We start from the raw sequence: 14,736 nt of genomic DNA on the forward strand, positions 1-14,736 counted from the left end.
ACTTTTATAATTTTTCTATTTCAATAGCCTTTACAGGTCCTAATTCAAATTCAGCACCTAATAATTCTTGTTTCAAAGGTTTAATCAACTCTTTTTTATTATTTAATGCATACACTTTTGCTACTCTTAATAACACTTCTGGTTCATAAGATTTTAACACCTTATTTTTTTCAATAATTTCCATTCCTTTTGATGGATTTTCTACATGTGCTGCTGCTAAAGCTAATAATGAGTATGACTGTGCTGTGGGTCTATTTTGTACTTCTCTCAAAGCCAATTCATAAGCTTGATTATATTCTTTATTGGCCGTTAAAATATCAAAATTATATTTATTGTACATCTGCCCGTATCCTGCTTTAGAAACTTCAGACCAATATTGTTCAAAAGTTTGTTTGATGTAGTTGTTATCATACAAGGCTATTTCATATGCTAGTAAATCTAGATCTGCCCCTGCATAACGTTTCTTTACTTTTGAGATGATATATTTTGCTTGATCTATATTTTTATCGTGAGAAAAAGCAATCCATGCAATTTTTTTTAAGGCATATACATCAGCCGGATTTTTTTCTAATGTTTTTAAATAATATTGATATGATTTTTCAATATCTCCATGATGTCCATAATAATCAGCCAAATTGGTTTCACACCACGTAATCAATCCTTCATAACCTTTTTCTTTGGCTCCTTGTAAAGCTTCTTCCATGTAAGAAATAGTCGCGTCTAGATTTCCTTCATGATCTTGCCATTTTGCTATTCTAATTAAATAATCAAAAGACCTTTTATTTTCTATGTTTGATAAGTATTTCTTCGCTATTTCGTTGTTTCCCAATTCCAAATGAACGTCAAACAACATTTTAATGGTTTCTTGTTTTTTGTCTCCATTTGCTTCTGCGGTTTCTAATAAATCTAAAGCTTTTTTAAACTGGTGTTGTGAAATATAATTTCTGGCCAATGCTCTTAAATAACCCGATTGTTTAGAACCTGATCGTTCCACGGCATTTTTTAACAACATTTCTGCTTTCTTTAAATGTTCAATATTTCCTGTTTTAGAAAACAATTGATTTTCTATTCCTGCAATTTCTGCATTGTATGGAAACTGAGTAGGAGTAGCTGCTAACTTATCCTCCCAAAATTTTAAATTGGTTTGTAATTTTTTAAGCGATACATCTTCAGACAATTCTAAATACGGTTGAATATCTTGTAGTTGTACTACTTGCTTTTTTTCTTGGTTACAAGAAATAAGTAAAACCAGTAAAAGTGTACTACTAGTTATTTTTATTAAGTAATTTATAGTTTTCATAGTGTGAAGATTTTAGATTAAAAAATATTAAATGCTGGCTTAGCCAGCATTTAATAAGCTTATTTGGCTATTACCAAGGAGAAGCTAAATATGGGAAACTTGTTAAGAATTCTTTATCATTTGCATCTACATGGTCATCAGATAATGCTGGGTTTTCAGTAAAGTCTTCCCCACCAAAAATTAATAATAACTCTACAGTAATTACATCATCTGCTAAAGCTCTACCTGTTAACACATTGGTTCCATCGTAAAAAGTAGTTTTACCATCTAAAGAAACATTTAATACATCTGTAGCTAACAAATTAGTAAAAGCTGTTGATGTTTGCATTAATGCATTCTTATCTGTACTTACATTAAAAGCAGGACTTAAAGCCTCTAAATTTGTTTTAAACATACTTGCATAAGCAGCTCCTTGTTGTGAAGGAATGGTAGTGTTAAAATTATCTTTACTATTTGCAGATACAAATACGGTGTTTACTGCTGGTCTACCCATTTGATCTTCCAAAGCATAAGTTGCTGTCATTGGGGTTTCCATTTCTTTATCATCATCATTATTTGAACAGTTAAACGAAACTGCTGCTACTATTAACGATAATCCTATTGTTGTTATTTTGCGTATCATAATTTTTCAGTTTTAAATGTTATTGTTTTCTTTTTGTAGTTACCCAAGTATTGATAGTTCCTGTACCACCAATCATACTTTTTGGTACTTCTACTACTACTGATAATACATTTGTACCAGCAAAAGTATCTGCTCCTGGATTATTAAATCCTCCTGGTGCTGTACCTCCTACAATAGCAGTGTACTGAGCAAAATCCATAAAGAAAGGATCATCTCTTAATCCTGCAAAAGCTTTTACACCTGTAACAGCAGATGCATTTGTAGTTGTTGTGAATGCATCATTCTTGTAAGGCGTAATTTTCACACTACTCATATACATATCATCTAATATTGTACTCATACTACCTGTTTCATTAGGTACTGCTGGCCCATAAATACTCATGTTTGTTCCTGATGGAATAGCCTGAATGACATAATCTTCAATTTTGTCATCATTGGTATCAATGTTAAACTCAATCATTACATTAGGATCAAATTTTGCTGATGATGAATTTTCTGGAGTAATTAATCCTTGGACATTAGCAACAAAAACTAAATTGTCTGTGTTTTCTCCTTGGAAAGCATAAAAATCAGTAATATCGCTAGTACCTCCTTTTACTTCTGGAGCATCAATGTGGTCTGCCGCAATAATAGCTCCCGACACAAGAGCAATTGCTGCTAAGCCTAATAAAATTTTACGTGTTTTCATAATTGTACTTTTTTAGTTATTAAAACGTTTGTACAATTACTTACGAGAGAAAGTTCAATGCGGTTTTAAAAAGATTAACATTTTTTTATAAAAAAGAAAAAAAACGAACACAAACACTTCATTACAAGCATATTAAATAATAAAAAAATATTATTTATAATTCTTGACTGGGGTTCCAAAAAATTTCCTTAAAATTTTGAACCTGATTGTCTTTTACCATCACTCCTTCACTTTCTAAAAGTTGTTGCATCAAGTTGGTTCCATCAAAATGATGTTTACCACTTAACATTCCAATTCTATTGACTACTCTATGTGCAGGAATACTAATATCGCCATGAGAAGCATTCATAGCATAACCAACTATCCTAGCAGATTTTGCAGCTCCCAAGTATTTGGCAATAGCTCCATAGCTAGTAACTCTTCCTTCGGGAATTAACTTTGCAACTTGATGTACTCTTTTAAAAAAATCTTTTTTATCTGTTTTCAATAAATTGTTTTGGTATGTTTTGTGATAGCTCAAATTTAAAAAAATGAAACAGAAATTACTCTTGCTATGTTTATCATTGTCTCCAATAGTATTCTATGCTCAAAAATTAAACAAAGCAAAAAACAACTTGAAAAAAGATTCATCTTATAAAGTATCTTATGATAAGATAGAAATTGAAGATGATCAGAGTGATAAAACTTCTTCTTTTCAACACGATTTGGCTTATGAACTTATTGCAAAACCAATTCTATTTATAACAAGTTACGTTGGCTATGGACTTTTAGTAGAAACCGTCATGGAAAAAGAAGGGAAACATGCCTATATGGAACTTACTCCTTATCCATATATTAATCATTTAAAAGGAGATTATGCTTTTGAAGCAAATGAAGTAACTTTTACAAGATTTGACATTTCAAATCAATTTCTAACAGATCAGAATAATACTTATGGAAATAATTTAAATGTAAAATTTAGATTTTTAAAACGTGCTAGTGTTGAATATAATCAACTGTATTTATTAGAAACTCAAAAATATACCAGCCAATTCTTTACACATGATTTAACGGCTAATTATTACCGAGTAAGAACTCAACATTTAAGTTTACATTACGGTTTAGGGGTTAGCTATGCTTATTCTGGAGTGAATAAAGCCTATTTTACTTACAACACTGGTATCAGTTATTTTATGAATGTTCCATTAAGTATTAGTTTAGAACATAGGGGAACTCCTTTTTCTGTAAATGGTATCTATCAAACAAAATTAAATTTTAATTATCATATACATAACTATGTAATACAAGCAGGTTTTAACTTTTATAATATTGGAAATGTACATTATAAAATGTTTGGTTTAGGAGGGAAAATATATCTATAAAAAAAGCCTCTGTTAAAACAGAGGCTTTTTTTAATATTTTAATTTAAATTTTATGTAGGTAATTGCTTTGCCTACTTCAAGGTATTGGCTTTCGTAATACGTTTGTATCTGAGTTACTTCTTCTGGAGCTCCTTCTTGTATATATACATCATGATTTGCATAAATGACTTCGTGACCTTGTCCGTGTAACAATCCAAGCGTGTATCCATGCATAAACTCACTATCAGTTTTTAAATGCATAATTCCTTCTGAATTTAACACCTTATGGTATCTCTTTAAAAAGGCATCACCCGTCATACGGTGCTTGGTTCTTTTGTATTTTATTTGTGGATCTGGAAAAGTAATCCAAATTTCATTGACTTCATTTTCAGCAAAAATAAAATCAACCAATTCTATTTGAGTACGCACAAACGCAACATTGGATATATTCTCTTCAGTTGCTGTTTTGGCACCACGCCAAAAACGAGCTCCCTTAATATCTATACCAATATAATTTACGTTTGGATTTCTTTGTGCCAAAGCCACTGTATATTCTCCTTTACCACAACCCAATTCTAAAACGATAGGATTGTTGTTTCCAAAGAATTCATTCCACTTACCTTGATACTTAAAACCAGATGTTACTTCTTCTCTAGTTGGCTGTATAACGTTTTCAAACGTTTCGTTTTCATTAAAACGTTTTAACTTATTTTTACTTCCCAATCTAGTCTCTTATTTTGGTAAATCTTCAGTATCTGTATCTTTAAATTTCTTAGATTCTTTCATCCAATAAGCAAAGTATACCAATGCTACTATTACAAATACAAAGTTAATTGCGTTAGAACCCCACCAAGAACCACTAAAACGTAATGCTTTAAATGGTAAGAATAATCCTTTTGTAAATAAATCGTCTATTGCGTGAAAGATATTTAATGCGATCATAATGATAATATTTTTATGCAAAGCAAAAGTAATAAAAGTTATCGTTACTTAATTGCTTAAAAGCTATTTTTAAGAGGTATAAATTTCAATTAATTTCTTCCTTTCTCATTAGGATATAAACTTGGTAGTGGATCACTTTGCCAAAACTCCTTAGTACCAACATCCATAATTGTTAAAGCATTAGTGAAAGCGGCTCCTGTATCAACATTCCAAACATTAGCTGCTTGGAAAGGTATGTTGATATTTATTTTAGATAAAGCAGTATGACCTATAAAAATTTCTTTATATAACTTTAGTCTTTCTGGATAAAATTTATCTTCTAAAGACAAATCTCTACTTGCCAATGCAGTTTCCCATAAAGACCTATCCCAATAAAACATTTTAGTAAAATGTTCATCTTCTACTCCTCTTACATTGGTAAAACCAGCGTGAACAAATAATCTATTTTGATTGTCTAAATAATAGTTTTCTAAATTCTCTAGAAAATGAATATGAATTTTAATAAAATTATAAGGCCTATCCGCATAAGAGTTTATAGTAGCTTGACCACCATGAAATAGCCAATTAGGATTGTCTTTAGATTTTGTTAACCAATCATAAAACAACTCATCATGATTTCCTCTTAAGAAAATACAATCGTGTGAAGACTTAAGAGAGATTAGTTTATTAATTACTTCAAATGATTGTCCCCAACCATCTACATAATCTCCTAAAAAAATTAATAAATCATTAGGTGTTACTTGAGCTCTATCAAGAACCTGCTCTAAAGCTTTTAATCCACCGTGAATATCTCCTATAACTAATGTTCTACTCATAATTATTTTTGTGAATTTAAAGATAGGGATAAAACATAAAAAAACCGATAGTAGTCACTAACGGTTTTTGTGTATAAACTAAATTTTGTGCTTTATAATTCTTTTAAAAACAATATTATTTTTATTGGTTTTTTATTTTGTTATATAAATTAATCTCATCGTTAGACAAACATAATTTTTGTATAAACAAATTGTTTGTTACAAGGTAAAATAGTTTGTTATAAGCTAACGTAAGTTCTCCAAAGGAAGCTCTATATAAGTTTGCATCATAGGGAGATGATCTTAAACCACTTAAAAAAGTTTTGGTTTTATTAGTAACCTCAATCCCCATAAGATCTAAATAAACATCATAATTAGTAACAAACTGTAATATAATTTTATCTAATATGTTTTGGATTTTGTCTAACTCTTGAGACGATATACCTATGTTTTTTGGCGATTGTTTATCACATGAATTAGAAATAAAATTATAATTTTCCTTAGGCAATAAATTTTTGTAAACAGATAATATCATAATAGTAGAATTTACTACAAACTTCTGTTATCTTTTTTAAAATAAGCCTATACCATAGTACAAATCAACCTATACTTAAGTATAGGATGTCTATTTTTCTAGGCTCAGTTTAAATTGTAAAAACATCGGAGTAATTTCTGTTCGCTTTTTTACGTCTAATTTTCTAAAAATATTTGATATATGATATTTAACTGTTACCTCTTGAATAAAAAGTTTTTCAGAAATTTCTTTATTAGTTTTTCCTAAAAGGATATAATTTATAATTTCTTTTTCTCTTAGCGTTAGATCATACTTTTTTACAAAACTTTCAAAAATTTCTTCATTTGATTTTTTTTTGAATGTGTCGCTTTTTTTAATATTCTCAATCAAATTTTCTTTGATTACTCCGTTCCTATAAGAAATTGCGTATAAAAAAACAGTCATTTCAAATAAACTACTCATTTTAAGATACCTATTTGAAAAATCAAAATAATGTATTCCAAAATCAAAAGGAAGTATATACAAAATATTTGAAATAAAAAGAATAAGATATCCTATTACGGAAAACCTAGCATAAACATGTTTATTAAATAATAAAAACCCTATTAACAAGTAAGTTAGCAATATGGTTGTATTTAAAATTTTACCTAAAGAATACCATAACAAGTAACCACTTAAAGTATAAATGACATAGAAAATGGTATTCAAAATGATTAATAAAAAAATAAATTTTATTAACCTAGGATAAAACTTTTTTATACCAATTGCCTCATTTGTAAATAAAGATAAGGAGACAACCAATACTAGTTGTAGAAAAACATCTATAAATTTCACAAAGATTGTATTTGCAAAAAAACCATCTATCTCTGCTAATATTAATATTATGCTTAATAATAAAACACTGTAATACAAATAAAACTTATCTCTTGTATTAACATAAAAAAAGACATTAATTAATAAAATAATAAGAGAAATTCCGTAAAAAAAACCAAGTTCTAATTGATTTTGTATTTTGTAGTCAGAAAATTCATGTTTATCAAAAACTTTTAAGGGAAAATAGGTGCTTTTAGTAAAATCAACTTTAAAATAATACTCTACCAACTCGTTATCAGTTATTGAAGTAGAGATAGCAATATCCTTTTCCTTAAGATCTTTAATAGCATAAATTTCAAGAATTTGATGGTTTTCATGCCTATATATTGTAAGGTTGTTAAAACACTCTGCATTTATTGAAAACACAAGATCTTTTGTTTCCTTAGATACATTTTTAACTTTTAACCTATACCATATACTTAAATTTCTTTGCCCAAAAAAAGATTTTTTATTTATCTTAAATTCTGAATTATTAACTATGTCTTTAGGCTCTATTTTTTTTAAAGTATCTAGAACATAGTACAAGTCATGGGTGCAGACTCTTGATTTAAATGCATCATCAATTATTAACTTATCTTGTGAATAAATTGACTGGAATAATAAACAGAATAGTAAACTATATTTAATAGAAAAATTCAAAATTATTAGCTAATTAAACACAAAAATACAGTAATAATTCTTTACCAATAGTACTTTAACCCATATATAATAACTGCTGGGTTAGTCATGGCAGAAATGGCTATTTTTTTAGACAACCTATATTCCAAAGCAATTCCATAAGTTGGATTTAAATTTCCGGAATATAAAAATGTATTATTTAATGGAATGGCATCTACTTTTTGTAATCTTCCTTTATAACCATATAAAAATCCACCTCCATAATCTATAGAAAATTTTTTGGTGATTTTAATTTTTCTTAAATAAAAGAAAGACATGGAAAAATCATTATAAGAATTGTTAAAAACAGAAACTTCAAAAGACTTATAGTTTATAGCTGTATAAAAAGCCCCATGTATCAAAGGGTTTTCTGATTTCTGAAAATGTGTAGCGAACGGTAAAAATTTAAATCCATTCTCGGGAGATTCTCCCCAAATAGTAGTCCAAAAACCTCGCTTTTCGACTGGTTGTTCTAACATTTGTGCAGATAACAACTGAAAAAACAACAAACAAATAATAGGTAATATTTTCATAGCAATTCGACAAAACTTTTAGCATTAGAGCCTTATATTAAATCGGACGAGAAATTACAAAAACCTATTCATAAACAAAATGATTTTATCAGATTTATGCGTGCTAATTTCAATAGATTTTTAACATTCTTTAAAATGAAAAACCCCATAACTAAAGTTATGGGGTTTTTCATTTTTGTGAGTTATATGTTACTAATTGTTAAGTGCTTCAGCTCCTCCAACAATTTCTAAAATTTCTCCAGTAATTGCTGCCTGACGAGCTTTATTGTATGTTAACAATAAATCATCTCTTAAATCCTTAGCATTGTCAGTTGCTTTATGCATAGCAGTCATACGAGCACCATGTTCAGCAGCAAAAGAATCTCTAATTGCTTTGTATAATTGTGTTTTTAAAGATTTAGGAATCAAAGCCTCTACAATTTCTTCTTTTGATGGTTCAAAAATATAATCAGAAACAGCATTTCCTTCAATTTCTACAGGTTGAATTGGTAAAAATTGTTCTAAAGTAGCAATTTGAGTTGCTGCATTTTTAAACACATTGTATATCACTTCAATTTTATCAAACTTATTATCAGCATACATTTCCATTAATTGCTCAGCAATAACAGTAACGTTGTTAAATGTTAAATCATCAAAAACTTGAGTATTGTTTTCAACTACATTATATCTTTTCGATAAAATATCATTTGCCTTTTTACCAATAGTATATAAAGTAACTTCTTTACCTTGATATTTCTCTTTAATAACTTGCTCTGTTTTTTTAACTATAGAAGAGTTAAAACCACCACACAAACCTCTGTTTGAAGAAACAACAACTAATAAAACTTTAGAAACTTCTCTTTGTTCTGCATAAACACCTCCTGCTTCAGCATCTAAAGTAGCACTTAAATTTTGCAATAATTCAGTTAATTTATTGGCATATGGACGCATGGCAGTAATAGCGTCTTGTGCTTTTTTTAACTTTGCAGCAGATACCATCTTCATTGCGCTCGTAATTTTCATTGTAGAGCCAATAGAGGTAATTCTGTTTCTAATCTCTTTTAAGTTTGCCATTATTTTTAGTATTGAGTAATGAGTATAAAGCACTGAGAAAATGAGTTAACCTCATCTCTCAGTACTCAATGCTAATCACTAATTCATTAATATTTTGCAGATACTTCAGCTGCTACAGCTTCTAAAACGTCTAAAGAAGATTGCTCTAATTTACCAGACTTTAAAGAATCTAATACATCTCTGTGCTTAGTATTTAAGAACTGAATGTAATCAGCCTCAAATTCTTTTACCTTGTTTACTGGAACTGCTTTTAATAGGTTCTTAGATCCTGCATAAATAATTGCAATTTGATCTTCTACAGTATAAGGGTCATTTTGTGCTTGTTTTAAAATTTCTACGTTACGTTGTCCTTTTTCAATAACAGACAATGTAGCTGAATCTAAATCAGAACCAAACTTAGCAAACGCTTCTAATTCACGGAACTGAGCTTGATCTAATTTTAAAGTACCTGATACTTTTTTCATAGATTTAATCTGTGCGTTACCTCCTACACGTGATACAGAAATACCAACGTTAATAGCAGGACGAACTCCAGAGTTAAATAAATCTCCATCTAAGAAAATTTGCCCATCGGTAATAGAAATTACGTTTGTAGGAATATATGCAGAAACGTCTCCTGCTTGCGTTTCAATAATTGGCAATGCAGTTAAAGATCCTCCTCCTTTAATTTTTCCAGTTAAAGAAACTGGTGCATCATTCATTTTAGAAGCAATAGAATCATCATTAATTACTTTTGCGGCACGCTCTAATAATCTTGAGTGTAAGTAAAAAACATCTCCAGGGTAAGCCTCACGTCCTGGTGGTCTTCTTAATAATAAAGAAATTTCACGGTAGGCAACAGCTTGCTTAGATAAATCATCAAAAACAATTAAAGCTGGTCTTCCAGTATCACGGAAGTATTCACCAATAGCAGCACCTGCAAATGGAGCATATACCTGCATTGGAGCAGGATCAGAAGCATTAGCAGCAACAATAGTAGTATAAGCTAAAGCACCTTTTTCTTCTAATAAATTTACGATTCCAGCAACAGTAGACGCTTTTTGACCTACAGCTACATAAATACAGTAAACTGGTTTACCTGCATCGTAAAATTCTTTTTGATTAATAATAGTATCAATAGCAACAGTAGACTTACCTGTTTGACGGTCTCCAATAATTAACTCACGTTGTCCACGTCCAACAGGAATCATTGCATCAACAGACTTAATACCTGTTTGTAATGGTTCAGTTACCGGCTCACGGAAAATAACCCCAGGAGCTTTACGCTCTAATGGCATTTCAAAAGTTTCACCTGCAATTGGTCCTTTACCATCAATAGGATTTCCTAAAGTATCTACAACACGTCCTACAATTCCTTCACCTACATTGATAGAAGCGATTTTTTCAGTTCTTTTTACAGTTGAACCTTCAGATACTTCTGAAGAAGAACCTAATAATACAACACCTGCATTATCTTCTTCCAAGTTCAATACAATTCCTTGTAAACCTGATTCAAACTCTACTAATTCACCATACTGCACATTCGATAATCCGTATACACGTGCAATACCATCTCCAATTTGTAATACAGTACCAACTTCGTTCAAAGATCCTTTAGACTCAAAACTAGTTAGCTGCTCTTTTAAAATTGCTGATACTTCAGCTGGGTTTATTGCTGCCATCTTATTTTTATTATTTGATGTATTTTTTAATTTTTTGATATGAATTGACTGTTGTCAAAACTTCTTTCTAACAATGTTAAACTTCTTGAAACACTTGCATCGTACTGAATGTCTCCAATACGCAAAACAAAACCTCCTATAATTTCAGGGTTGATAATGTTTTCAATAGTTGTTGCACTTCCTGTTAACTGTTTAATTTTCTCAATAACTTTAGCTTCTAAAACTTTTGTTAAAGGAACTGCAGTAGTAACCTGTGCTACTTTAATTGATTTTAAGTGATTGTATATTGCTTGGTAACTTTTTGATACCAATGCCAAAATATCCAAACGTCTTTTCTCTCCTAAAAGCTTAATTAATTCTAAAGTGTAAGTGTTAATTTGAGATCCAAAAATAGCCTCCAAAGCATTCACTTTTTCAGATGTTTTTACAATCGGACTTTTTAACATTACCTCTAAGTCTTGACTTTCAGCAATAGTAGCGGCAATTAATTGCATATCTGCATTTACTGCATCTTCGCTTTTATTGTCTTCTGCAAGATTTAAGATCGCTTTTGCATATCGCAATGCTGCTCTTGTACTCATGCTCTTATTAGTTTAAAATAACTTCGTTCAAAGATTTCTCAACCAAAGCTAATTGGCTTTCTTCAGAAGCTAACTCACTTTTAATTATTTTTTTTGCAATATCTATAGAAATTCCTGCAACTTGAGTTTTTAACTCTGTTAATGCTGCTTGCTTTTCTAACTCAATAGCTGCTTTTGCATTGGTAATAATAGCTTCTGCCTCAGCATTCGCTTCACCTTTTGCTTCAGAAACAATTTTTTCTTTAATCTCACGAGCTTCTTTTAACATTACATCTCTTTCTGCTCTTGCTTCTTTTAAAATTCTTTCATTATCAGCATTTAATGCTTCCAATTCTTTTTTAGCGTTTTCTGCTGCTTTTAATGCATTTGAAATCCCCTCTTCTCTTGAGTTTAATGCCTCTAAAATTGGTTTCCAAGCAAATTTGCGCATCAAAATAATCAATACTACAAATATAATTGATACCCAGACAAATAGACCAAATGAAAAATCGTTAATTAACTTATCCATTGATGTTTGTTTTATATATAGTTTGTTTTAATTCTGTTTAATGTTTAAATACTATCTACAACCAACCGTTGTAGATAGTATTTGCTTTTTTTGGAAAGGAATTATTTCCCTAAGATTAATGCACCAAAAGCCAAACCTTCTAATAAGGCTCCGATGATAATCATTGCTGTTTGAATTTTGTTAGCAGCTTCTGGTTGTCTAGCGATTGCGTCCATTGCTGAACCACCAATTTTACCTAAACCTAAACCTGCACCGATAACGATTAAACCTGCTCCTACTAATCCTGGAATTGTTGTCATAATAATGATCTATAAATAATTAAACAAAAAAATTCTTAATGATGGTCGTGTTCTTCAACAGCCATACCAATAAACAATGATGATAACATTGTAAAAATGTATGCTTGTAAAAACGCAACTAATAATTCAATAACGTTGATAAACAAAGTTAAAAACAACGATACTCCTATACTTCCTCCTGTTCCTAACGTTTCTTTACCAATGTAAATAACTGCTAAGATTCCCATTACAACTGTGTGACCAGCAGTAATGTTAGCAAATAAACGAATTAATAATGAGAAAGGCTTGGTAAACATTCCTAATACCTCTATTGGAGCTAATACAATTTTCATTGGTACTGGTACTCCTGGCATCCAAAAAATATGTTTCCAATAATCTTTATTACCGCTAAACTGCACAATAATAAATGTAAACAATGCCAAACAAATAGTAACGGCAATGTTACCTGTTACGTTAATTCCTAATGGAGTTAACCCTAATAAGTTGGTAATCCATATAAAGAAGAATACCGTTAAAAGGAATCCCATAAATTTACGGTATTTCTTTTCTCCAATATTTGGTCTTGCAATTTCGTCTCTTACAAAAATTACCAAAGGCTCTAATACTCTTGCAAATCCTGTAGGAATTGGTCCATTTTTGTACCCTTTAGCCAAAGATCTAAACAATAAAAGCATGATAATTGAAATTACTAAAATTGAAAACACATTTTTAGTAATAGACAAATCTAAAGGCTTTGCATTGGTTGGATGATGATGTTCATCATACTGAATAGTTCCTTCAGCATCTGTTTTGTATATCTTTCCGTGATACAATCTATAATGTGTATCTCCTTTTTTAACTACTTTATCTCCATGATGAAATTCTGAAGACATAAAAACTTTTAAACCATTATCTACTAAAATAATTGGCAATGGAAAACCATAATGATGTCCTGCTGCTTCGTCAGAAAAGAATATAAAATCGTGTGTATCACCCAAGTGATGTTGAATATATTCTGCTACTTCTTCTTTAGAATTTACACCATCATTATAACCTTCTTCTTCAGAATGAGGAAGAGCTTCATGATCATGTTCATTATTCTCGTGATGTGTTGCTTCTTCGTGATGAGCATCTGATTGATGCTGGTCATCGTTTGCATTCATTGTAAACGACGGTACTAATGTTAGCATTAACACCACCAAAACTTTTAGGTTCAATTTTCCTATCATTCTCTCGTGAATATTGATTGTTTTCAAAATTTGTGCAAATGTAAACAATAATTTAAAAAAACTGTTAGTTTTCAACAGTGAATTGTTGAAAATTCAAAAACTTTATTATTTCTTTAATTCCTTAGCTAAATCACTAATTTTTAACAACTTTACTATAAAAATCTGTTCCATCACCAAATTCAACCCAAATGGAATAAACAAGGCTAAGGCATCAACCTTAGTTACACTCCCCATATCATTGGTAGGATTTATCAAAATAAATAGCAAAATCATTTTAACAACACTTAATCCTAAAAAAACAAAACCTATTTGTTCCTCGTATTTTTTCTTTAAAATTAAAATAGCAACACACAAGCTTAAAGATGCGATTGCATTTACCAAATAAGAAAATTTTATATTTACTACTGGTGTTGACTCTACTTGAATTGCAGGATTTATAAAATATTGATGTAATATAAATGCTAAAATATTTAACACTACTAAAACTGTAATGTTTTTGATATTATTTTTAACCATTAAATCTATTCGTTATTAAGTTTGTTTAACTGCCTCATAAGCACTAACACAAAAACAATTAGTGCAACTACTATAAACAATAATGTAAACCAAGGCTTTTCTAAAGAAAACTTTGTATCTAAATGATCTCCAATTAATGAAGCCAAATACATCATGACTCCCAATTGAACTCCAATTCCAGAAAATCTAAGAAATTTCTGAAATGTTTTGTTTTGTTTCTTTTGTGGTTTCAACTGCTTTTATATTTAATTCTTTAATAGAGCTTAGCATTTTACAATTTGCATTAAAAATTGCTCCTGGCTCAACAGTTAAACTTTCCATATAAACTTCTCCCGAAACCTTAGCACTTGGCTTTAAACACAATGAGTTTTTCACTTCTAAATGTCCATCAAAAAAACCCTCTATATCGGCATTTACACATTTAACTTTTCCAAAAACCCTACCCTCAGGCCCAATAATTACTTTACCTGTTGTTGCTAAATGTCCTTCAACAGTTCCGTCAATCCTAAAATCTCCTTGTGAAATAATATCTCCTTTAAAAGTCGATTTTTTAGAAATTCTATTTCTCTCCATAGCCAAATCATCTTGTTGTCCTGATGTTTTCTTTTTATCTGAATTAAACATAGACTGTTGTATTTAATAGTTAT

At 30.1% G+C, this 14,736-nt stretch carries 20 protein-coding genes; 1 reads left to right on the forward strand and 19 read right to left on the reverse strand.

Translation table 11 applies throughout. The features are described from left to right. Positions 1 to 4: 4 nt before the first annotated feature. The 4 genes from BUB70_RS01880 to BUB70_RS01895 form a co-directional block, all read right to left on the reverse strand. Positions 5 to 1,300 (reverse strand): tetratricopeptide repeat protein, encoded by a 1,296-nt coding sequence (locus tag BUB70_RS01880; protein ID WP_073117988.1) that lies wholly within the window; start codon positions 1,298 to 1,300, stop codon positions 5 to 7. Positions 1,301 to 1,370: 70 nt separating this feature from the next. Continuing rightward, positions 1,371 to 1,922: a DUF4331 family protein gene (locus BUB70_RS14290; protein ID WP_073117989.1), complete on the reverse strand. Its 552-nt coding sequence runs from the start codon at positions 1,920 to 1,922 to the stop codon at positions 1,371 to 1,373. A 19-nt stretch (positions 1,923 to 1,941) separates the two neighbouring features. Then, the gene (locus BUB70_RS14295) at positions 1,942 to 2,610 is read right to left on the reverse strand and encodes a DUF4331 family protein (RefSeq protein ID WP_073117990.1); all 669 of its coding nucleotides are present in this window, start codon (positions 2,608 to 2,610) and stop codon (positions 1,942 to 1,944) included. Positions 2,611 to 2,764: 154 nt separating this feature from the next. Beyond that, positions 2,765 to 3,097 (reverse strand): MGMT family protein, encoded by a 333-nt coding sequence (locus BUB70_RS01895; protein ID WP_073117991.1) that lies wholly within the window; start codon positions 3,095 to 3,097, stop codon positions 2,765 to 2,767. A 43-nt stretch (positions 3,098 to 3,140) separates the two neighbouring features. On the opposite strand from BUB70_RS01895, the gene BUB70_RS01900 reads away from it, so the two are divergent. Then, complete coding sequence (locus BUB70_RS01900) at positions 3,141 to 3,971, forward strand: hypothetical protein (protein ID WP_073117992.1); 831 nt, start codon at positions 3,141 to 3,143, stop codon at positions 3,969 to 3,971. Between the two features lie 30 nt (positions 3,972 to 4,001). Here the strand turns inward: BUB70_RS01900 and trmB are convergent, their stop codons facing one another. The 15 genes from trmB to BUB70_RS01975 all read right to left on the reverse strand — a co-directional run bounded on the left by trmB (position 4,002) and on the right by BUB70_RS01975 (position 14,713). Then, positions 4,002 to 4,673, reverse strand: coding sequence for a tRNA (guanosine(46)-N7)-methyltransferase TrmB (trmB, locus tag BUB70_RS01905; RefSeq protein WP_073117993.1), 672 nt, complete (start codon positions 4,671 to 4,673; stop codon positions 4,002 to 4,004). Positions 4,674 to 4,682: 9 nt separating this feature from the next. After that, positions 4,683 to 4,892: a DUF6341 family protein gene (locus BUB70_RS01910; protein WP_073117994.1), complete on the reverse strand. Its 210-nt coding sequence runs from the start codon at positions 4,890 to 4,892 to the stop codon at positions 4,683 to 4,685. Positions 4,893 to 4,981: 89 nt separating this feature from the next. Further along, positions 4,982 to 5,707, reverse strand: coding sequence for a metallophosphoesterase family protein (locus tag BUB70_RS01915; protein ID WP_073117995.1), 726 nt, complete (start codon positions 5,705 to 5,707; stop codon positions 4,982 to 4,984). A gap of 121 nt (positions 5,708 to 5,828) precedes the next feature. Then, the gene (locus tag BUB70_RS01920) at positions 5,829 to 6,221 is read right to left on the reverse strand and encodes a hypothetical protein (protein ID WP_073117996.1); all 393 of its coding nucleotides are present in this window, start codon (positions 6,219 to 6,221) and stop codon (positions 5,829 to 5,831) included. Positions 6,222 to 6,311: 90 nt separating this feature from the next. Next, positions 6,312 to 7,712 carry a LuxR C-terminal-related transcriptional regulator gene (locus BUB70_RS01925; protein WP_084730138.1) on the reverse strand — a complete coding sequence of 467 codons (1,401 nt, stop codon included), beginning with the start codon at positions 7,710 to 7,712 and terminating at the stop codon, positions 6,312 to 6,314. A 41-nt stretch (positions 7,713 to 7,753) separates the two neighbouring features. Continuing rightward, positions 7,754 to 8,263, reverse strand: coding sequence for a hypothetical protein (locus BUB70_RS01930; RefSeq protein WP_073117998.1), 510 nt, complete (start codon positions 8,261 to 8,263; stop codon positions 7,754 to 7,756). 192 nt (positions 8,264 to 8,455) lie between these two features. After that, positions 8,456 to 9,316, reverse strand: coding sequence for an ATP synthase F1 subunit gamma (gene atpG / locus BUB70_RS01935; RefSeq protein ID WP_073117999.1), 861 nt, complete (start codon positions 9,314 to 9,316; stop codon positions 8,456 to 8,458). Positions 9,317 to 9,402: 86 nt separating this feature from the next. Beyond that, a complete protein-coding gene (atpA, locus tag BUB70_RS01940; protein ID WP_073118000.1) occupies positions 9,403 to 10,977 on the reverse strand; it encodes a F0F1 ATP synthase subunit alpha in 1,575 nt (524 codons plus the stop codon). 26 nt (positions 10,978 to 11,003) lie between these two features. Then, complete coding sequence (gene atpH / locus BUB70_RS01945; RefSeq protein ID WP_073118001.1) at positions 11,004 to 11,558, reverse strand: ATP synthase F1 subunit delta; 555 nt, start codon at positions 11,556 to 11,558, stop codon at positions 11,004 to 11,006. 7 nt (positions 11,559 to 11,565) lie between these two features. After that, positions 11,566 to 12,066 carry a F0F1 ATP synthase subunit B gene (locus BUB70_RS01950; protein ID WP_073118002.1) on the reverse strand — a complete coding sequence of 167 codons (501 nt, stop codon included), beginning with the start codon at positions 12,064 to 12,066 and terminating at the stop codon, positions 11,566 to 11,568. A gap of 101 nt (positions 12,067 to 12,167) precedes the next feature. Beyond that, positions 12,168 to 12,365: an ATP synthase F0 subunit C gene (locus BUB70_RS01955; RefSeq protein WP_073118003.1), complete on the reverse strand. Its 198-nt coding sequence runs from the start codon at positions 12,363 to 12,365 to the stop codon at positions 12,168 to 12,170. A gap of 35 nt (positions 12,366 to 12,400) precedes the next feature. Then, positions 12,401 to 13,573: a F0F1 ATP synthase subunit A gene (atpB, locus tag BUB70_RS01960; RefSeq protein WP_073118004.1), complete on the reverse strand. Its 1,173-nt coding sequence runs from the start codon at positions 13,571 to 13,573 to the stop codon at positions 12,401 to 12,403. A gap of 105 nt (positions 13,574 to 13,678) precedes the next feature. Continuing rightward, on the reverse strand, positions 13,679 to 14,089 hold the full coding sequence (locus tag BUB70_RS01965; RefSeq protein ID WP_073118005.1) for a DUF6168 family protein: 411 nt from the start codon (positions 14,087 to 14,089) through the stop codon (positions 13,679 to 13,681). 5 nt (positions 14,090 to 14,094) lie between these two features. Beyond that, a complete protein-coding gene (locus BUB70_RS01970) occupies positions 14,095 to 14,322 on the reverse strand; it encodes an AtpZ/AtpI family protein (protein ID WP_073118006.1) in 228 nt (75 codons plus the stop codon). Next, on the reverse strand, positions 14,276 to 14,713 hold the full coding sequence (locus BUB70_RS01975; RefSeq protein ID WP_073118007.1) for a bactofilin family protein: 438 nt from the start codon (positions 14,711 to 14,713) through the stop codon (positions 14,276 to 14,278). Before BUB70_RS01975 ends, BUB70_RS01970 begins: the two co-directional genes overlap by 47 nt. Positions 14,714 to 14,736 lie beyond the last annotated feature (23 nt).

The organism is Wenyingzhuangia marina (assembly GCF_900130035.1).
Lineage (GTDB): Bacteria > Bacteroidota > Bacteroidia > Flavobacteriales > Flavobacteriaceae > Wenyingzhuangia > Wenyingzhuangia marina.